We start from the raw sequence: 20405 nt of genomic DNA, 5'->3' as shown, positions 1-20405 counted from the left end.
TATGAAACAAATTTTTTTCGGTGCTTTTATGCTTTCCGCTGCGACTGCCGCGGCGCAGGAAGGCAATGTGTACCGGATGGCGACTGCCGGGTTACACGTCAAAACGATAGACGGTGGCCGCCATGAGCGGACTTACTATGTACTGCGCTTTGATGCGGGCAAGGCCGGCCTCTGTACTTATACGCTTATCACCGAACAGCAAAACGCAGCTCTCAGTAACACGCTGATCTATAACGACTGGCAATATTTTAAATATCAAAAAAAGCATAACCGATTGTCAATAGCCGGATTGCCGCCCTCCTGTGCAGCATGGGCCACCCTGCAACCAGGGCCGCATGCACTGACAAGCGTTAAAAACAAAAACATCCTGTTTGAGCAATTAACACCGCCACCGGCCGGCTTCCTTCCTGGCAACAGCTACGCCGCTCCTATTGACACCGGCCATTACCTGGTATTGACGTTTGGCAAAGACACCGCGGAGATAGCATACATGAAAAACATCACCTCAAAAAATTCACAGCCGGAAAGCGACGAAAGCCGGAAAGCCCGAAGATACCGGTGGACGATATACGGTACCGATGTCCTGATACCGGAATATGGTCTTTTTCTGACAGCCGATTTCGATACGCAGCAATTGCGGCTGCTCTACGACAGCAAATACATTACGCTCACACGCAGAACACGTTAATAACCCAACCCGACATTGATAAAAAACACAAATGACTTATCAGTTTTCCCGCTTCAGCCAACAGTTTACCATCACACTGGAACCAAGCCAGATCGTTGTTCTTACGAAAAACAAAGAACAGGAAACAGTCCGGCATTTCGACTATACCGCAGTCAAAAAAGTACACCTGTTGGCCAACGGCAACAATTGCAAATGCATCGTTTTCTTTCAGGGAAAAAGTAATGTCCTTTCCATCAGCAGTATCGATATACAGCTCAAAGCAGTGCGCGTAAAGAACGAGCAGCTGGTTGCTTACCGCCGGTTTATAGAGACGCTGCATCAAAAATTATCGGAGGATAAAGTCTCGAAACAAAGCGTGGCTTTCGTTTGCGGCAATAGTGTCAAAATGTGGTTACTCATTGCCCTGATAGCCGTCTTTTTGCTGGCGGTGGTCCCCATGGCCATTTCTCTCAAACGATACGAACTGCTGTTGCTGCCGTTTGCCAACCTGATCGTCCTTTTTCGTTTTATGCACCAGACCGGGTTCACCCGTCCTTATCAACCCGATGACCCGTACAGCGTGTCACCACTTTTACCTAAATAACTAAATTTCCGATAAACATGAAGTTATACCCATCTGTTTTATTTGTACTTATAAGCAACATTGCCATGGCACAGGAGACCCCCAACATTAAATCATTGTCCGTCTTTAAAAACGGACAATCCTTTGTAATCAAAGAAATAAAAGCACGGGTGACCGACAGCGGCTACCGTCTTACCAATCTCCCACAGGCGCTGTTCGGCACCTATTGGTTCGCCGGCATCAGCAATCCCGTTACACAGGTCAGCAGCCGTTTAGAAGAGCTGACAGAAATCAAGGAACGTAAAGCCAACACCTTCCCGGAACTGCTGCACGCCAATAAAGGCCGCGCCATCACGCTGGTCACCATCTACAACGACATCTACAAAGGCGTGGTGGAAGACTTTGAACTGCCCGAAGAAATCAACAGCAAACTGCAATTGCAGCAAATGCAACTGACGGCGTCTTACCAGGGACAATACAACTTTGACCGGATCTTTACCGCTGATGCTCCCGCCCTGCTTTTAAAGATGGAGGGTAAATGGATTAGCATACCACCCAGCACTATCAGAAGCCTCAGCTTCGAAGACAAGCCCAATCGTACCGTAGCCGCCCATATTGCGGTGCAAAAACCGGTAGTGACCGTGCATTTTGCTAAAAGCGGCGTACAGACATTCGAAGTGATGTATCTGCAAAACGGCTTTGCCTGGACGCCGGTCTATCAATTGCTGCTGACTTCCGAAACAGAGGCTACCCTCAACCTCCAGGCCGAGCTCAGCAATAATGTGGAAGACATCGCCAACACCGATATAGAAGTGGTGGCCGGCGTCCCTAATTTCTCAGAAGCTACGAAACTGGCTACCCTCCTCCACTTTTCCGGAGCCACCCATCTTTCGCAGGCAGACGACCAGTACAGCAATGTTTCCCAGATAATGGAGTCACGGTATGCCCGGAACGAAAAAAATATAATGGCAGAAACGTTTACCCCGCAAAACCTCTCCGCAGCGGAAAGTGAAGATCTGTATTTCTATTCGCTTAAAAACATCAGCCTGAAAAAAGGAGAAAGAGCGCATTTCCCTATCTTCAGCAGGCCTGTCAGGATAAAACACTTTTACAAATCAGTGCTGCCCCCTTCCACGCTCAACACTTACCGCGCAGGCGCAGAGGAAACATACACAACAGACGATGAGGACACCACTACCGGAGAAGGCACTACGAAACCGAACAAGGTGGATCATTTTGTAGAGGTATACAATAATACAGAAAGTCCCTTCTCTTCCGGCTCCATGATAGTACTGCAAAAGAACACCCAAAAGCCGGCCGGGCAGGACGTATTGAAGTTTACGCCTAAAGGCGCATCCACACCGGTGTTCATCACTTCTTCACCGGACATACTCATCCTCGAAAAGGAAAAAATAATATCGCTTAAAAAACAAGCGAAAACAAACAGCAACGGCTACAAATACGCCTTAGCCACCGTCAGGGGAACCGTCACCATTCATAACAGCAAGTCCAAACCGGTGAACATGCAGGTGCAAAAAAATATCTGGGGTACCCCTGTATCCGCCACCATCGCCTACGAACAATTCCTTAACACGGAGAACAAACATGAAGAGAACCCCAACCGGACGCTGAACTTCGAGCAGGAAGTGGCACCCGGGCAGAAAAAGTCTTTTCAATACACTTACCAGATCTACGTACGGGAGTAGTTTCCGGACGAAATACCCCCTGGTTTAACTTCCACAAAATTTCGGATAATGAATAACATTAACATCGCTTTATCATCATTGATCGACTCCATACAGGTGGCAGGAACAGCGAAAGGCCGTACTATCACCTTAAAGGAAATAGCCGAAAGAATTAACATTCCTGAAGATCAATTACAGCGTTACCTGGAAGGCAAAGAGCAGATGCCCGAAGATTTTCTATCCAACATCCGGTCGGCCTATGCTCCCAAAATGGTGATGTTTCAAGTCACAGAGGAAGTGGCGGTTCCCGATCCGGAGGAAGATGAGGTAAACACGGAAGAAAGTAAACGAAAGTCCCTGGAAGCTACCATCTTTTACCTTAAAATGATTGGAGAAACCAGGGGGATAACCATTACACCGGAAGACATAGCCGATAAGACCGGGCTTACCCGGGACCAGCTATATCGTTACCTGAATCAAAAAGAACCGATACCGGATGATCTGACAGGAAGATTATTGTCCACCTACCAACCACAGATAGATACCATCGAGCTGGAAAACAATCGGAATCATCTTAAAAGTACGGTAGTCTGGATCAGAAATCACGGACTTGCTGTCGGGAAGCGTATTACGATCACAGATATGGCACAGCAGATAGGCATTTCCGAAGAGGAATTGTATGCCTGTTTAAACGACGAATCTAAGGTGGAAGATAGCTGGCCCCGTAAATTGGAGAGCGCATATAAAGCCCTTATCGGGGATGCAAGAAGTGTTGAAATAATTGAAGATCTCCACCAGATAAAGAAGAAGCCCGCCAACTGACGGGTATGAGCCGATCCGGCATATGCCCCGGCCGGGTATCATAAAACACTGCCAGGGCCATTGAAGTACGTACACTAACGCCCGGGGATACACTGCAAAGCCTGCGAAGCTGCCTCGTTATTTATGAGGCAGCTTCGTGTTTTTATCCCGCCGTATGATGTATATTTAGATTTATCGACAACCAGGCGCCCTTGCCGGGTAGCCACTATCCTGCCAGACCATGATAAACAAACCATACCGACCAGGCGCAGTGGGAGCATTGCTTGATATATACGAGCAGGCGATCTCAGACTTTAAAGCGGTGATTGAAGACATTCCGGACGGCATGTTGACGGTCATCACCGACCCTGTAACAGCGGACGAAAACTGCAGGTCTGTGCAGACCATTTTAACCCACGTGGTAAGCTCCGGCTTTAACTATGCTACCAGTATCGACCGGTTGAAAGGACATACTGTTGAAACAAAAAGCAAAGTCTTTCATCAGACCATCGAAGCATATGTGCACGACCTGACCAACGTTTTCGCCTATACTGAAAAGGTTTTTAGTTCCATTGAGGATAATGAACTGGAACAATTTGACGATTCACTAAAGATAAAGGCGCGCTGGGGGCAGGTGTACGACATCGAGCAAATGACCGAGCACGCTATTGTGCACATCCTGCGGCACAAGCGGCAACTGGAGAAAATAAAGCTTCGCTTCCGTTCCGATGCCTGATATCATTTCCGACAGGCGTGCCTGGTAGTCCGATCAACGGACTTTAAAAAGATTTCACTATATTTAGGTAGTCCGATGTGCTCCGAATGATACAACGCCTACAGACACGCCATACTCCTGTGTATTTCGGTTTTATTGTCCTGGCTCTGCTGGGTTGTACGATGGCGGCCTGCCGGCAGACGCCCTCCCCTTCTGCTCCACGCAAAGTTTACATTGGAAAATCCGGAGACCGGTATACTATTTTCAGGAATGGACAGCCCTTTATCGTCAAAGGCGCGGCAGGCGACGGACAGCTGCAGGCATTGCAGGCAGCGGGCGGCAACACTGTCCGTACCTGGGATACCGTGCAGATCGGTGCATTGCTGGACAGCGCACAGGCAGCGGGCATCGCTGTCATCGCCGGTTTACACATCCCTAGCAGCGAATCCCTTGCATACTACCGGGATACCGCCGCCGTTTCCGCACTATACCTGGCTTACGAGCGGGTGGTGGAACGGTACAAAAACCATCCTGCCCTGCTAATGTGGTGCCTCGGCAACGAAGTGGATTTTCCCTACAGGCCCCGTTACCGCCCGTTTTACAAAACCTTTAACCGCCTGGTGGACATCATCCATACGCACGATCCGGATCATCCTGTGACCACCACCCTCATTAATTTTAACCGGCGCAATATTTACAACATCCGCTGGAAAGTGCCGCAACTGGACCTTATCTCGCTAAACATATTTGGAGACCTGCACCACCTTCGCCAGGAGCTGCGGTCATTCTCCTGGTTCTGGGATGGCCCGTTCCTGATCACCGAATGGGGCATCAACGGACCCTGGGAAGCCGAAACCGCCGCGTGGGGCGCTCCCATTGAAAATACCAGCAATAAAAAAGCGGAACAATATCTTAAACGTTATACAGCTTATATGCCGGTAGATGATCCGCGCTTCCTGGGGGCCTGTGTATTCTACTGGGGCCAGAAGCAGGAAGTGACGCATACCTGGTTCAGCCTGTTCGCCGAAAACGGCGCCGCTTCCGCCACCGTGCAGACCATGCAATATATCTGGACGGGGCGGCTCCCTGCGCATAAAGCGCCTGCATTACGGTATATGCTGCTGGATGGCAAGGGTGCGAGGGACAATATTTTGCTGCCGCCCGGCACCGTCCATTCCGCCAATCTTTTGCTGGAAAATCCTGGTAACGACTCCCTCCGGTTTACATGGGAAGTGCTGCCGGAGGATTGGTTCATCCGTTTCCGCAGCGATGTGAACAAAGTGAAGCCGCCGGCAGCGGACAGCCTTTTGCTTTCCCATGAGGGCACCGGCGCCCGCTTCCGTGCCCCCCTGCGGGAAGGACCTTATCGTATATTCGTGACCGTATATGATGCATACGGCAATTTCGCTTCCACCAATACACCCTTTTATGTAGTCGCGCCATGAGAGAAAAGGAACAACCGGCACCGGTCACACCGCCGTCACGGCGGGAACTGTTTACCCTCAGGCTGATGATCCTGCTGGGTACCGTCAGCATCGGTGTGCTGCTCACCGTGCTGTTCCGGCGCACGCAAATCGGTTACGCCCCGCTATATTGGGTGCTGATGGCAGCCATCACCTTTAACTGCCTGACCATTCTGCATGAATGGTATCATTACGCCGCTATCCGCATCCCTCCTTCGCCGCCACCGCAGCATCCCTTCACGGTAGATGTACTCACCACCTACTTCCCGGGCGAACCGTATGACATGATCGTTAACACGCTTACCGCCATCAGGGCCATGACCTACCCGCATACCGCCTGGCTATGCGACGAAGCGAACGACCCGTATCTCCGCGAAGTGTGTGCACGCCTCGGCGTGCGGCATGTGACCCGTACCAACCGCAAGGATGCCAAAGCCGGTAATATCAACAATGCCCTGCAATACGCCACGGGAGAGCTTTGTGTGGTGATGGACCCGGACCATGTGCCGGCGCCGGATTTCCTGGATGCCGTAGTACATCATTTCAACGATCCCGGAATCGGCTTCGTGCAGATCGTACAGGCATACAGCAACCTCGGCGACAACCTTATCGCCAAAGGCGCCGCCCAGCAAACATTTCAGTTTTACGGACCTATTATGTCCACCATGAACAGCTACGGCACCGTGCTGGCCATCGGCGCCAACTGCACCTTTCGGAGAGCCGCCCTGGACTCCATCGGCGGACACGCCAGCGGGCTGGCGGAAGACATGCATACTGCCATGCACCTGCATGCCAAAGGATGGAAATCTATCTACGTGCCTGCCGTGCTTACCCGCGGGCTGGTACCCAATACCCTTTCGGCGTACTATGCGCAGCAGCTGAAATGGGCGAGAGGCACCTTCGAGCTGCTGGTGACCACTTATCCGCGGCTGTTCCGACAGTTTACCTGGCTGCAACGTCTGCATTACGGCACCATCCCCCTGCATTATCTATCCGGAGTTGTTTTTCTCATTAATTTCCTCGTGCCCGTGCTGTCGCTGGTCACCGGGTACATTCCTTTCCGGGCGGACCTGGTGCAGTTTTCGTTGCTCGCCTTCCCTGCCATCGCGTCCATCATCCTCATTCGGCATTACGTGCAACGCTGGGTAATGGAGGAGACGGAACGCGGCTTCCACGTGGTAGGCGGCCTGCTGTTTATCGGCACCTGGTGGATCTACCTGCTCGGCCTCATATACACTATTGCGCGCAAAAGAGTACCGTACCTCCCCACCCCGAAAGACGACTCCGGGCCGGACGACTGGCGGCTGAACCTACCCAACATAGTCATACTGGTCATTTCGCTGGCCGCAATCATATATGGGTTATCTCATGACTGGAACCCTTATTCGCTTTTTATGGCTGGCATTGCAGGCATCAACTGTCTCATTATGGTATTCAACATCATGGCCAGTCTCCAGCTGAAGAAAATACCGGCACGATACGGATGGGTGAAAACAATCCTGACGCTACCACTATTTCTGAAAAGACAATTCTGGATATTCCGGCACCTGCACCTGTACACCGGTATCCGTAAACTCGGCCTCCCGTTGCTGCTGGTTGTCATCGTGCTGAGCTGGTACTTTACCGCCGGACGGCGACAAGCTCCCGTAAGCGTACTACCCTCAAGACAGGACGTTTTCTATACCGGCGCATACAACCCATCCGGCGAAGGGCTCCCGCGCACGCAGATTACCTCGCTGTATATTGCGTGGGGCGACGGACAGGACCACCTCCTGCCGGACTCTCTGACAGCAATTTACAACAGCGGTTCTATTCCCATGGTTACCTGGGAACCCTGGACCTCCCGCTTTACCCATAACGCTGGTCAAGTGCAGCAGGAACGCAAAGTAATGTCGCTGATACCCACCGGTATTTTTGACAGTTACCTCGAACAGTTCGCAGACCAGGTGAAAGCATTGAACCGGCCGCTGTTTTTACGCTTCGCGCATGAACCGGACAATCCTGCTTACCCATGGTCGCCCACTGGTGGCAATACACCCGAAGAATACGGCCGCGCCTGGCGGTATGTGCATACACTGTTCCTTCGCCGCGGCGCCATAAACGCCGTATGGGTATGGAGCCCATGGAAAGCCTCCAACGCTGAAAAATATTTTCCCGGCAAGGAATTCGTAGATTGGATAGGTGTTACCGCCCTCAACTATGGCCCTGCACATGGAGGTGGTGCATGGTATTCCTTCGAGGCATTATACCAGCCTTTTCACCAGCTACCGCTTTTCCGTTCAGGCCTGCCCGTGATGATAGCAGAAATGGGCTCCGCTTCCGATGCCGGCGACCAGGCACGCTGGTTCAGCGATGCCTTCCTGGCTATCAGCAACCGTTTCCCTGAAGTCCATGCACAGGTGTTTTTCAATACCGGGCACGATGTCAATGTCGTGAAAGGAGACACCGCACGGTACCTCGACTGGTCTATTCGTCAACCCGGACAACTGCTGGCAGTACTGGACAGTTTTCCGCGGCTGCGGGGACCGGCAGCCCTTAATGTTACAGCCATCGCGGGTGCAGCGACCGTTGCTCCGGTCCCACACCATCCGCTGCCGGACAACCTCCGCGGACTGCGCTATCAGAAAGGAGAAGACTGGTTCAGAAACCGGTACGCCCTTACGCGCCGGGAAACGGCCCATGACCTTCAGCAAATGCAGCAGCTGGGCGTAAACACCATCCGCCGTTACGGTCCGGGCGTATATGACAGGAACGTGCTTTCGGAAGCCCGTAGCCACGGTATTCACATACATTACGGGTTCTGGCTGCCCGACGTCACGGATATGGACAAGGACAGCGTCATGCTCGCGCGGGCGCAGCGGGATATCCTCCGTAACATCGCCAGGCGCCGCAACGACACCGTCATCACCGCATGGCAGATCGGCAATAACGCATGGCAGCAACTGGGGCAATATCACTTTAAGCCGGCTTTGCTCTATCAGCAGCAACGTTACCTGCGCTGGCTGGAAGGACTTGCCAGGGCTATCAAAGCCACCGATCCGTCCCGACCGGTGACAACAGACGTTCTTTTTCAATCAGCCACCGCCCCCCTGCTACCCTGGCTCCGGCAGCAACTACCCGCCATCGACGCATTCGGCATAGAGACCATCGGCGATACCACCGGTCTCGCAGCTCTTCTTTCCGGAAATGTACCCTGCTTCATCAGCAAAATACCGGTAGCCTCTTATGCTGCGCTGTCACCGGTACCCGCATTCATCACCACGTGGCAGGACCTGGAGACCCGCGATTATGTTACATTCGACGGCCTTATCGATCATCGTGGCCGCCATAAACCAGCCTGGGAGCAGCTCTCGGGCCTATGGAGCCAGCGCTCTGCATTGCCATCGCTGCCCAAAGTGAAAATACTCCGGCCCTCCCGTACAACGTTGCCCGGCAGCCGGCTCACCTATCACGCACTCGTAAGCACCGGCGCCGGCTGGCGGTTTGCAGACCCGGGTAAAGACCAGCTGCAGTTTGAATGGTACCTTGTGCAGACAGACCGCTACGGCAATCCCTTCCACCTGCAACCCGTTGGGAAAGGCGCATCTTTCACGCTGACGGTCCCCGACAAGCCAATGCAATACCGGCTTTACCTGGAGGCCGCGCGCGATAGTAGCGTGGTCACTGGTATAACTACGCTGAATACACCGCTTTATTGAGGATATATCAGCCATTACTTGCTATTTTCAGTAACGGAAGTTCTATGCCGGTATCTGCGGCCTGACGCAGTCCGGCACGAAATTGCCAGGAACGCCTGCCTGAGCACCCGCCAGTATGAACGTATCTGCAACGACCCGCTGAGATGAAAAAAGTAACAGGGGATGCCGAAGCGGAGATACAGGGTGCCGGCCGATGTAAAGTTGATTGTTCAATGCCTCACTGCTATATTACTTATTTTTCAACTGTTTTATTTCCTCTTGCAGTTGTCGGATCAGTTGCTCCTGTTGCTGGTTCTTTTTGTGTTCTTCGATCATGTAGAGGGTAAGTTCTTCAATTTTCTGCAGGAGTTTTTTATTCATGTCGCCGAGGTCGAGGCCGTCCTGTACTACTTCTTTTTCAGCCGGTATATCGGGCAGGTGCTGATGTTGGTTGATGAACAGCTCTACTTCCCGGAGAGAAGGGAGTTTATACTCCGGGTGAAATACAAAATCTGCCCATGCTCCCTGTGTCACTTTTACCCTGCGGGCGCCTATTAAGCCGTCTACCGCCAGTTTACAGGCTCCTGGCGTAACGGTGCCAATACCCACGTTCCCGTTGCCCAGTATCGTCATGCTTTTGGTAAATGTTGAGCCGGTATCTGTAAAAAAGTCTATAGAAGTGCCCCACCCGCCTTCGTCGGCCACGATGCTTATTCCTGCTATTCCTTTTCCGGCTTGTACCGTCCGCCAGCTGCTGGCGACATCGTCATATGCGTTGGCCCCGATGAATACCCTGTGCCTGGAGTCGGAAGTTTGTACAAAGCCGCCATAGCCATCGGCCGGCTCTCCCAACACAATCGTGGAATGGTTGCCCTTACTGATATGCAGTCCCAGGTTATTCGTGCCATTCATCGGAGTCAGTGTGCCAATACCCATATTTCCCCTGCTGTTGACCAGGAAGAGGTTTCCGTTTGCATTGTTAAACTTAAAGCCCCTGGTAGCTGAATTATTGGAGAAGTTAACGCCGTCATCATTTAAGCCCAGTGAAAGGTTGTACGGCGCGGTATTAGTTCCATTGACCAGGTTGATGGTCTGCATTCCGTCGGAGACCTTTATATTCCCCGCAACATCCAGTCTGGCTGCGGGGGTGGTGGTCCCGATACCCACATTACCGCCTGCCGGATTGATGTGGGTATCTCCCCCACTGTCCTGGATCTTCAGGAGCCCGGGAACGCCGGCGCCACGGTTATATGCTTTCAGATACCCGGTGGCGTTAGCAGGGTTTGCATATAACTCCAGGCCAGCACCGGTGGCTGGTAGACCGTTGGCACCGGTAATTTGAATAAACCGGTTAGTGGTATTGCCGGCGTTGGTGACAGTCTGTAAATCCTGGGCTTGAGCAACAGCGCCCAGTCCGCAACAGCAGATAAGGGTAAATAGTGTTTCTTTCTTCATGACAAAATAATTTATTAGATACGGGTACACATGATTTGTCTGGCATATCGTAGTATTGGCGATAGGGATCACGGGTTAAACGTTCAATCTGCCGGACGTTGATGAGACAAAGATAAAATACTTTCAAGAGAAGATCTCATTCCATTGAAACCACAACGCAGTAGCGGATACTATTTTTGCCGAAAACTACTCCGCTATGGAAACCAGGCAACTGTGTCTGCCGGAATTGACGCACCTGTTTGAAAGCACAGATCTACATTTCACTTTATCAGCCGGCTTAAAACATTACCGGCATCAATCACTACGTTACAGTCAACATCTTGGGATAACCAATTCTTTAAAACGATTCTTAAAATCCAGGGGTTGTCAAATAGTCCGATGTGCAGTTTATGTTGCTGTTTTACAGTCATCATGAGGGTTTATTCAGGGGGTAAGAGAGGGGTACTAAACATGTCGCATGTACGCTTATCAATTATCTTCCACGTCGAATTTTATTACGGAATTTGGTGCAGGGCGCTCTGCTGTAATTATCAATGGGGAATCATCTCTTACGGTTGTCCAGCGCTCCTTTCCAAACTTACCGAAATCAATATATGCGCCCAGAACCGTAAAACGTTCAAATTCAAAAGGTATCCCCTCCGCACCCAGCGCTGAATGCTGGTCTGCCAGATGGAAGTGAAGATGTGGACCGGTAGTCTGACCTGTAAACCCGACCACTGCAATGACATCTCCTTTTTTTACCCGTTGCCCGGGCACCACTTTGATGCTTCCTGGTTTCAGATGTTCGTAAAATGCGATGCAGCTATCTCCTATATCTAAGGAAATGTAGTTTCCTGTTGCTTTCCCAGCCGGGTATTCAGGATGATTCGACAAAGTGCTGCTTTCCCGAAAATCATCTCTGGTTGCTGAAATAACGCCATCACTCACTGCAAGCACCTCCTCCCCATAGCTGTACCAGTTTTTCACCAGATTATTGTCTCCATTCGCATACCGTCCCAACGTATCAAGCTTGATGAAATCGATGGCAAAACGTCCCGGAATCCGGGCCTTCCCATCAACAGTATAAATGACCCTGCGATGCCCGCGGCCCCAGGAAGGATCGTAAACCGCCACCCATGGGCCGCCCCGTAAAGGCGCTCCAAGCGCTATTCGTGGCTTCTCAGACAAGTTAATGCCTGCGCCCTGAACTGAAAATGTTTGCTTTTTATGACCCTGAGATAATACGAAACTAAGACGATGCATCAGTCGCACATCCGTTTTATCACTTTGCCATTCAAGATAGACTACCCTTGAATTACCCGGCGCAATTATATTTTCTTTATCCTTCAATTGTAATCCCAGCCTGCTAAGCCTGTTCATCAGGTCATCCTTGTCAAAGGAAACAACAACCGAAGAATCAACACCCTCCAATACTTCCATCTTTTCCAGGCTTATGGAATCATTTGAAAAATTAGTCAAATGAAGCTCATAGTAAACAATAGGTTTTCCGTTTATCATTACCGTGCCAGGTACAAAAGAAGTACGCATATCGATAGATTGCCTGTATTCCTGGCTAAAACACGGTTCAATGCCTACGGCAATGATTATGAAGAAGCAGAACCATCTTTTGACTATTGCCATGCTCTTTTTTTTTAGATGGGCTATTAGCCTTAACCCTTACTGATAGATATTTTGGATCGCTCTCACACCTACAGCCGTTCATGCTGTATCAATGATTTTTTAGCCGGAACACCTGTAGAACTGATCATAAAGATCATGCGAATTCGTCATTTTTTATTATAATAAATATGGGATAATTGCCTTTGTGCGATTTTGGTATTCCGTATATTTCGTTCCAAAAATTTCGATCAGCAATTTCTCTTCCTTTTTGAGCTTTAACCATAACGATACAAAAACTATTAATACAGCTATTATCGCTCTGTAGTCACCAACAATTAATGCATTTCCGATAAATAGTAACAATAGTCCTGTATAAATCGGATGCCGGACAATTCTATAAATTCCGTCTTGTATTAATTGATGGTCTTCTTTTTTTTGTACCGATAAACTCCAATTCCTGCCAAGTTTATATCGGGATGCGCAAGCTATTATTGCGCCAATTACGGAAATAGAAAGTCCAATGGTCCCAACCAGATCAGAATGTTCAATAAAATTCTCCCTTAACCAGCTACGTCCAAACCACTCTCCTGGCCCTAAAAACAACATGGCAATAATTAACGGCAGCCAGTATTGAACAAATCGTTTAATAAAAGGTTCCTGATGTTCGGCCTTTTTGGCAATAAGCCCCGAAATGAACCAGTAAGTCAAAACAATCAACCATAATACTTTAAGTCCAATTTTAATATATTGACTCATATTACTATTCTTAATTGCTGTTCCTAAAATGACACAGTACCCTTAAATATACTAAATTCAGACAATTCCAAGAGATGTTACTCTTCGGCTTAATGGCTCAAAATTTACTCCAGCAGACGCGGATATGGTCCTGATGCCGGAAAGACTGCAGCCCCGATAAAACGCACCGGCTTACCGCTGCAACCTGATATCCAATACCACGCAGCAGAACCTGGTACCAGGTCCATCCGCCTGCGTGACGTCATACACAAATTGCAGTATATTATCTGACAACTGATGTACAGTGGTTACAATGTCATATGGCACACCGGCGGGCATAATACGCGAGGGATGAACAGCAACGCTATCTACCACCAGCCTGGTTTCCGGCAGCTCTCCCAGCACGTCCTTTATCCATTTTTCCGCTTCCAGGTGTAATAACCGGAACAGAAACAACGCCGGCACGCAGGGATACCCCCCGAAATGGCCAAGGCAATGTATTTCATCTACAGGAGCCAGCCGGGACATATAATGCCAGGCATTGTCAAAAGAAATACGGCTGATAACAGGAAGCGGCAATGATTCTCCCGGCGCTGGTTTTCCTTCACTTTTCAGGAAAGTAAATTTATTTTTAAAGTCCGCTTCATTCCACATGTAATAATCGAAAAGCACCTGGTAGATCATATCTCCCCTATTATCCAAAATACGTATAATACTTTTCCGCTTTCTTTTACTGACTTCCTGTGTATGGAGTACCGCTTTTAAAGATGTATCTGCCAAAAAGTTGCCGATGCGCATGCACCTGAACCGCTCTGCCAGCATATACTGGTCTGTCCCCGTAGGATACAGGCGGCAGGCATTCCACGCTTCGGCCGACAGGCATTGCTGGATCATTGTAACAAACTGACTATCCTGAAAATCACCGGCAGGCCCAAGGTCCACCTCGAGATATTTCCCCCTGGTCACCAGAGCGGCTGCGGGCAACCGGAAAAAGGGAGGTCGCATGCCTGTCTGAATGTCCTCTGCCGGCGCAGCTGCCTCCTGGTATATCCTGAAAACATAATCACAGTTGCTATTCTCATCTACCGCAGATGCAAGCGTTGCCACCTTCCAGCCGGGTGCAACCACATCGCGTATCCCTTCCAGGAACGGCAGTATCACCGGCCATTTCAGGAGATGGGTTATCTGCAGCTGCCGACTAATCCGATGATAACGGTCTGTTCCGCGGATAGTGAAAGCCACTTCAGTTGCCGTGAAGCTATCGACTTCAAAATTAAATTCAGGGCTGGCGGTAAAGATGGCAGCAATAACAATTTCGATGGTGCCTCTGGCATCCCGATCCAGCAAAGGATGCATCTCCATTATTCTGCCGGCCTTGTTTTTTCCCAGCGTATAAATCAGTGAAGAAGAAAGGGCTTCCGCCATATCAGGCCCCTCCAATGCAACTGCCTGCTGAAGTAGCAGACCATAAAAGGAGGCGGTGATCTCCGACATGCCCTGCATCAGCTGCTGTAAACTCCCCGGGGAATACCGGTTGAACACAGCAGCTGCATCCATGTCCGGATGATAACTGTCCTTTTTTCTGAGAGCGGATAATTCCTGCGCAAGCGCGGACAATGAATAATTTTCAAGAGACATGGTCACAAATATTAGACATTAAAAAATAGGGAAACAACAGGCGTCTTGCGAAGCTATAGTCACACCATGCACTTTAGACAGCAGTTGAAATATGCCGTGCCACTTCAGCAGCTGTTGATAACTTTGAACAAGTTACCGTCCATATCCATTTTGTTAGACATACTAATTGTTACCCCTTTTTACTATCTTAAAAATCCTGACTATGAAAAAGTGCAATGCGGTTGTCACAGCAGTCGGCGGATATGTACCGCCACATATCGTTCACAACGAAGAGCTGGAACAAAAAATGGATATCCCATCCGGATGGATTCCCAAATATCTTGGCGTTAACGAGCGACGGCATATCCGGGAGGAAGGCGTCGGTACTTCTGCCATATGCGTGCAGGCAGCCCTTGAAATTTGCCGTAAACGCGGCATACAGCCATCAGAACTGGATGCCATTGTACTGGCCACAGCCACGCCGGATATGATCACGCCTTCCACCAGCAATATTGTTGCCCGTGAAATCGGCGCCAGCAAAGCCTGGGCTATCGACATCAATGGGGCATGCAGCGGTTTTCTCTCCGCGCTGGATATTGCATCCCGGTATATAGAGCAGCAAATATACCGTTACGTGCTGGTACTGGGAGCAGATAAAATGAGCAGTATTATCGGGGGCCAGGACCGTATCACCACTTGTCTGTTTGCCGATGGCGGAGGTGGTGTGTTGCTGGAGCCCGGCCCCGCGGACAGCGGGATTCAACACTGTTTCCTTCGTACAGACGGCAGCGGCGCCGACCTGCTCTATGTAAAAGCCGGAGGTTCGCGCTGGCCCTCCTCTACAGCTACGGTCAATAACCAGGAACATTATCTCTACATGGATGGCAAAGCTATCTTTGATTATGCAGTATTACACCTGACGGAGGCCATCACCCATACGATGGTAAAAAACAACCTGTCAGCACAAGACATCACCTGGCTGGTACCCCATCAGGCTAATCAGCGGATTATTGACCGTACCGCAGAAATACTGTCTTTTCCCGCTGAAAAAATAATGCGAAACGTTGACCGCTACGGGAACACCACCTCCGGTACAATTCCTTTGTGCCTGTGGGACTACGAGTCGCGCCTGAGGAAAGGGGACCGCCTGTTGCTTGCCGCTTTCGGCGCCGGGTTCACCTGGGGAGCATTGTATATGGTCTGGGGCTATGATGGTCAGGGCTAGTATCTACAGGAGAGGCCTGCCGTTACCAGGTGATTTCAAAATTTAACGACCGCCCAAAACGCTTTCTTGGGTTGCAGCTCCCTGTCGAATAATAATGGATAGTCTTTTCTGCCACGCACCGGAAAGTTGTCCAGCCAGCTATACCGGTCGGAGATATTCCAAAACGTTACACCTGTCAGGACATCACGATACTTGCGAAAAGATGCAAAACACTGGCGGTACTGCTCGAGCTGTTGCCGCTCCTTTGCTGCGGTAAACGCCGTAGCGCTGTCGCCCGCCTCGCGTTCCCTCATCTCATGTTCCTTATGGTACACGGAAATATCAAATTCAGTAATTTGTATTTTCAGCCCCAGTTTTGCAAAATCTGCCATCGTTTTATCCAGCTGTTCTGCTGATGGTTCATTTACGGCCCAATGCGCCTGCAACCCCACTCCATGGACCGGTACCCCTTTGCTGATAAGGCCATTGAGCATATGGATAATTTTTTCCCGCTTTACGGTGTTTATCTCATTGTAATCATTATAAAACAACAACGCATCAGGGTCTGCTTCATGGGCCCACTGAAATGCCTTCTCTATGTATTCTTCGCCACAGATCCGGTACCACAGTGAATTCCGGTAAAACTCTTCCTTACGGTCACTGATCACTTCATTGGCTACATCCCAGGCATATACGATGCCCTTATATCTCTTTACAACAGTTGTAATGTGTTGTTTCAGGCGCTGTAACAACACGTCTTTGGACACCTGCTGTCCGTTGGCTCCCTTAAAAATCCATCCCGGGGCCTGATTATGCCAGACTAAGGTATGCCCCCTGAGCTTCATTCCGTTACGGCTGGCAAAAGCTGCGACAGCATCAGCCTCCCTCCAGTTATACAGCTGCTCGTCCGGGTGAATCACGCCCATTTTCATAGCATTCTCCGGGGTAATACTATTAAACTGCCGGACCACCAATCCTGCTTCCTCAGTGTGCAGCGCACGCGCTGAAACGGCCACGCCTATAGGAAAATAGTCCTTGTAATAATCTTTTAGTCCCCGTACCTCCGGCCCGGCAAAGGAATGAGCCCGGTAAGCCACACAGGAAAAACTTATGGCGACGGTCAGCAAAAAAATAATAACATGGCGGATGTACTTCATATATTGCCTGGTTCTTTAATAATTTACGAAATGGGTTATCTGAATGCGCTTAACGTCTGGATAGTACCATCGCTATTATACTTCAACTCCATTACCTTCACGTTTCTCAGGTGCGTTTTACCCGACAGCTGCGTATCATGATAAAATAAATACCATTTATGTCCGATTTGAATAATCGAATGATGGTTGGTCCAGCCGCCAACCGGTTTCAGGATAACGCCCTGGTAGGTAAAGGGGCCATAGGGGCTGTCTCCGATCGCATAAACGATATTGTGTGTATCGCCGGTTGAATAAGAGAAGTAATATTTGCCGTTGTATTTGTGCATCCAGGCCGCCTCAAAAAAGCGTTTGTCGTTCTCCTGTTCAAGGTATAGCCGGCCGGTACTGTCTGTAATTTTTATAGTCAACGGAGCGCTTTCCAGGCTTTTCATATCCGGGGCAAGTTTTGCCACCCGGGGAAGGATAGCCACTTCATTTTTTTTCCGCAGCGTTGCTGTGGCGTCATAGCGGTTATTATCCCAGTGCTGTAATTGTCCTCCCCAAATACCGCCAAAGTACAAATAAAAAGAACCATCGTCGTCCCTGAACACGCAGGGATCAATGCTATAACTTCCTGCCATCGGCTCTTTTTCGGCCACAAAAGGGCCGGTCGGCTGTTTTGAAGAAGCAACGCCTATTTTGAATACCCCTTCTTTATCCTTCGCTGGGAAATACAAATAGTATGTTCCTTTCGAAAATGCTGCATCCGGTGCCCACAACTGTTTCGACGCCCATGGCACGTCATGCACCCGGAGCGCAATCCCATGGTCTGTTATTTTCCCGCCGATGGAGTCCATGGAAAAAACATGGTAGTCCTCCATCTGGAAATGGTCCCCATTATCACTTTCCTTCGTCTCAGTAGCAGTATCATGCGAGGGATAGATATATATTTTTCCGTTAAAGAGATGCGCAGACGGGTCCGCGGTATAGATATGTGATATCAACGGAGGCGATGTATACGTTTGCTGGCTGTCATCTGTGAAGGTAAACCAGTTGAAACGGGCGGTGGATGGCGTTTCTCCCGCAAAGGTAAATGTCAGCCGGTGTCTGCCGGCAACTGGCTTTACAGGTACGCTCACCGTCGTGTAGTTCAGCAACGGCTGTTCGGGCACGGCCACCGTAGCATAGGGATGCAATGAATCACTATCGAGATACACGTTTATACGCCCTCCGCGGGGTGTCACCCGCAATAACAGGTATGGATATCCTTTTTCAAAATCTACCTGGTTAAAGCGTACCCATGAACCGGCTGTCAAATGGGTTACCTCCTGCTGCCCCGGCTCGCTTCCATCCTTTCCGGGAGCCACTCGTGCGCCGTAAATGTCATCATACATTTCCGCAGCAATGCGGGAGGATGCCTTAAAAAGATTGGGGGCCCCCTTCCGGGTATCCATGTGAAACCAGTCCACATCGACACAACCGCCGCTTTTAAGCGTGGCGTAATTAAACAGTGTAAACCGGTTACCAGTAAACATCTTCAGGTCAAACTGCATATTCAGCGTATCGCCCAGGGGGATATATGTCCTGTTATCGAAGCTATAGGAGAAGTAAGCCAGATTTTTCACAGTATTAACGGAAGCCCTGAAGAACACCCTTTTTTGCTGTCCTATGGCAACACTGTCTTTCCTGCTGCCGGCACGCTCCATCACAATAAACTTTACCGGCGCGCCAGCGCTCACGCCGATAAAGGCATAAGGCAACTGCAAAACAGCAAGTCCGGCCACATCGCCGGCTTTCATTCCGCTGATATCGAATGCTGCGGTAGCTTCGGAGAAGGGTCCAAATATCCGTTGTGTAAGTGAATTCCGTGCATGAAACAAATCAGCGGCAACGCTGACAGTAGTGAGCCGCAGATAACCTTTCCGCTTACTTAAAGACCACGCGCTGTCGTCAGGATTATGGTTCCAGGCCCATTGCATGCCAAGCCTGTCATCACCAAACTCATCACTGCAGGGAAGCATTTGTACCGGGGTAACTGATCCGGTACGTGGTTTAACATGGGTTACCACTGCCCTTCCATTTTTCCCCGGGACCGGCCAGCCATCTATCCACTGCACCGGCTGCAAAGTCGGCACTCTTCCCACCCCTCCCCTGTCCTGAAAGATAATACTCCACCATTCCCCCTGGGACGTTTCGACCAGCGCTCCCTGATGAACACCTTTACCATAGAGGTTCATATCGTCTTTCAGCACAGTTTTTTCCTCATATGGGCCATATATATTTTTTGACCGGAGGCAAACCTGGTAACCATCTCCACCACCATAGGTAGCATAAATATAATAGTACCCGTTTACCTTATAGACATGCGACCCCTCCAGCCCCGGCCTTTGCACCTTATCAAACACGATACTGTCCCTGCCGACAGGAGCGAGGTTAGCATCCACTTCTGTCACAGACAGTTTAGAATAACCGTGAGCAATGTAGATGCGCCCATCCTCATCAAAAAACAACCCGGGGTCATAGTAGGGCCTTACCAGCTTTCGTATCTCCCAGGGGCCCTCTGCCTTTGTGGCGGTGCACAAAAAACCACCTTCGTCCAGTGTCATGAAAAGTATGTAGAACTTTCCGTTGTGGTAGCGGATACTGCTGGCCCACTGCCCTCTCCCATATCTGTTTCCGCCTTTCAGATCATAAAAGGGGTGCTGCCTGAACCGCGGCACCGCATTGGCTGCATACGTCCAGTTCACCAGATCTTTCGACTGCAGCAGCGGCACACCGGGAAAAAAATACATGGAGGTAGCTACCATATAATATGTATCTCCCACGCGGATTACGTCGTTGTCCGGAAAGTCGGACCAGATAACCGGATTGGTATAGGTCCCGTCTTCATTATCGGACTGCTGCGCATAAAGCGAAGCACTACAAAAGAACAGGAGCGCTATAACGAAAAATTTCTTATACATTTTTAAAGCCGTTATTCAGTCATATTAGCATTACCCGTAATTGATTCCGGATAAAACTGCATGGAAACAAAAATACAGGGGCCGGTACTTTCCGGATAGCTCATT

14 protein-coding genes are annotated in these 20405 nt (G+C 49.9%); 8 read left to right on the top strand and 6 right to left on the bottom strand.

Annotation, left to right across the window (positions count from 1 at the left end):
• The first annotated feature begins 1 nt into the window (after position 1).
• The 7 genes from B5D63_RS24825 (at position 2) to B5D63_RS24795 (ending at position 9612) form a co-directional block, all read left to right on the top strand.
• A complete protein-coding gene (locus B5D63_RS24825; protein ID WP_078671569.1) occupies positions 2-688 on the top strand; it encodes a hypothetical protein in 687 nt (228 codons plus the stop codon).
• A 31-nt stretch (positions 689-719) separates the two neighbouring features.
• Positions 720-1271 (top strand): hypothetical protein, encoded by a 552-nt coding sequence (locus B5D63_RS24820; protein WP_078671568.1) that lies wholly within the window; start codon positions 720-722, stop codon positions 1269-1271.
• Positions 1272-1336: 65 nt separating this feature from the next.
• On the top strand, positions 1337-2956 hold the full coding sequence (locus B5D63_RS24815) for a DUF4139 domain-containing protein (RefSeq protein ID WP_078671567.1): 1620 nt from the start codon (positions 1337-1339) through the stop codon (positions 2954-2956).
• A gap of 48 nt (positions 2957-3004) precedes the next feature.
• Positions 3005-3757, top strand: coding sequence for a hypothetical protein (locus B5D63_RS24810; RefSeq protein WP_078671566.1), 753 nt, complete (start codon positions 3005-3007; stop codon positions 3755-3757).
• 220 nt (positions 3758-3977) lie between these two features.
• Positions 3978-4472, top strand: coding sequence for a damage-inducible protein DinB (locus B5D63_RS24805; protein ID WP_078671565.1), 495 nt, complete (start codon positions 3978-3980; stop codon positions 4470-4472).
• An 86-nt stretch (positions 4473-4558) separates the two neighbouring features.
• Positions 4559-5896 carry a glycoside hydrolase family 2 TIM barrel-domain containing protein gene (locus tag B5D63_RS24800; protein ID WP_200817096.1) on the top strand — a complete coding sequence of 446 codons (1338 nt, stop codon included), beginning with the start codon at positions 4559-4561 and terminating at the stop codon, positions 5894-5896.
• Positions 5893-9612 (top strand): glycosyltransferase family 2 protein, encoded by a 3720-nt coding sequence (locus B5D63_RS24795; protein ID WP_078671564.1) that lies wholly within the window; start codon positions 5893-5895, stop codon positions 9610-9612. The genes B5D63_RS24800 and B5D63_RS24795 overlap by 4 nt, the downstream gene beginning before the upstream one ends.
• A 228-nt stretch (positions 9613-9840) precedes the next feature.
• On the opposite strand, the gene B5D63_RS24790 is transcribed toward B5D63_RS24795, so the two are convergent.
• From B5D63_RS24790 to B5D63_RS24775, 4 genes are all read right to left on the bottom strand, one after another.
• Positions 9841-11046, bottom strand: coding sequence for an autotransporter outer membrane beta-barrel domain-containing protein (locus B5D63_RS24790; protein WP_078671563.1), 1206 nt, complete (start codon positions 11044-11046; stop codon positions 9841-9843).
• Positions 11047-11514: 468 nt separating this feature from the next.
• A complete protein-coding gene (locus tag B5D63_RS24785) occupies positions 11515-12666 on the bottom strand; it encodes a M23 family metallopeptidase (protein ID WP_078671562.1) in 1152 nt (383 codons plus the stop codon).
• A gap of 156 nt (positions 12667-12822) precedes the next feature.
• Positions 12823-13401: a methyltransferase family protein gene (locus tag B5D63_RS24780; protein ID WP_078671561.1), complete on the bottom strand. Its 579-nt coding sequence runs from the start codon at positions 13399-13401 to the stop codon at positions 12823-12825.
• 171 nt (positions 13402-13572) lie between these two features.
• Positions 13573-15018, bottom strand: coding sequence for a hypothetical protein (locus tag B5D63_RS24775; protein ID WP_143313075.1), 1446 nt, complete (start codon positions 15016-15018; stop codon positions 13573-13575).
• A gap of 202 nt (positions 15019-15220) precedes the next feature.
• Here B5D63_RS24775 and B5D63_RS24770 point away from each other — a divergent pair, with 202 nt between their 5' ends.
• On the top strand, positions 15221-16222 hold the full coding sequence (locus B5D63_RS24770; RefSeq protein ID WP_078671559.1) for a beta-ketoacyl-ACP synthase III: 1002 nt from the start codon (positions 15221-15223) through the stop codon (positions 16220-16222).
• A gap of 35 nt (positions 16223-16257) precedes the next feature.
• Here B5D63_RS24770 and B5D63_RS24765 read toward each other — a convergent pair whose 3' ends face one another.
• Both B5D63_RS24765 and B5D63_RS24760 read right to left on the bottom strand, forming a co-directional pair.
• Positions 16258-17358 carry an endo-1,4-beta-xylanase gene (locus B5D63_RS24765; RefSeq protein WP_078671558.1) on the bottom strand — a complete coding sequence of 367 codons (1101 nt, stop codon included), beginning with the start codon at positions 17356-17358 and terminating at the stop codon, positions 16258-16260.
• Positions 17359-17393: 35 nt separating this feature from the next.
• Positions 17394-20300 (bottom strand): family 43 glycosylhydrolase, encoded by a 2907-nt coding sequence (locus B5D63_RS24760; RefSeq protein ID WP_078671557.1) that lies wholly within the window; start codon positions 20298-20300, stop codon positions 17394-17396.
• Positions 20301-20405: the final 105 nt, after the last annotated feature.

Source organism: Chitinophaga eiseniae (assembly GCF_900167135.1).
Lineage (GTDB): Bacteria > Bacteroidota > Bacteroidia > Chitinophagales > Chitinophagaceae > Chitinophaga > Chitinophaga eiseniae.
Note: the sequence above shows the minus strand (reverse complement) of the source record. Positions and strands in the feature narration are given on the sequence as shown.

What these genes read in the sequence shown, in the direction of transcription:
- B5D63_RS24780 (WP_078671561.1), bottom strand. Translation starts at nt 13,401, where the DNA reads ATGAGTCAATATATTAAAATTGGACTTAAAGTATTATGGTTGATTGTT.
- B5D63_RS24770 (WP_078671559.1), top strand. Translation starts at nt 15,221, where the DNA reads ATGAAAAAGTGCAATGCGGTTGTCACAGCAGTCGGCGGATATGTACCG.
- B5D63_RS24825 (WP_078671569.1), top strand. Translation starts at nt 2, where the DNA reads ATGAAACAAATTTTTTTCGGTGCTTTTATGCTTTCCGCTGCGACTGCC.
- B5D63_RS24815 (WP_078671567.1), top strand. Translation starts at nt 1,337, where the DNA reads ATGGCACAGGAGACCCCCAACATTAAATCATTGTCCGTCTTTAAAAAC.
- B5D63_RS24810 (WP_078671566.1), top strand. Translation starts at nt 3,005, where the DNA reads ATGAATAACATTAACATCGCTTTATCATCATTGATCGACTCCATACAG.
- B5D63_RS24820 (WP_078671568.1), top strand. Translation starts at nt 720, where the DNA reads ATGACTTATCAGTTTTCCCGCTTCAGCCAACAGTTTACCATCACACTG.
- B5D63_RS24785 (WP_078671562.1), bottom strand. Translation starts at nt 12,666, where the DNA reads ATGGCAATAGTCAAAAGATGGTTCTGCTTCTTCATAATCATTGCCGTA.
- B5D63_RS24775 (WP_143313075.1), bottom strand. Translation starts at nt 15,018, where the DNA reads ATGTCTCTTGAAAATTATTCATTGTCCGCGCTTGCGCAGGAATTATCC.
- B5D63_RS24805 (WP_078671565.1), top strand. Translation starts at nt 3,978, where the DNA reads ATGATAAACAAACCATACCGACCAGGCGCAGTGGGAGCATTGCTTGAT.
- B5D63_RS24760 (WP_078671557.1), bottom strand. Translation starts at nt 20,300, where the DNA reads ATGTATAAGAAATTTTTCGTTATAGCGCTCCTGTTCTTTTGTAGTGCT.
- B5D63_RS24800 (WP_200817096.1), top strand. Translation starts at nt 4,559, where the DNA reads ATGATACAACGCCTACAGACACGCCATACTCCTGTGTATTTCGGTTTT.
- B5D63_RS24795 (WP_078671564.1), top strand. Translation starts at nt 5,893, where the DNA reads ATGAGAGAAAAGGAACAACCGGCACCGGTCACACCGCCGTCACGGCGG.
- B5D63_RS24790 (WP_078671563.1), bottom strand. Translation starts at nt 11,046, where the DNA reads ATGAAGAAAGAAACACTATTTACCCTTATCTGCTGTTGCGGACTGGGC.
- B5D63_RS24765 (WP_078671558.1), bottom strand. Translation starts at nt 17,358, where the DNA reads ATGAAGTACATCCGCCATGTTATTATTTTTTTGCTGACCGTCGCCATA.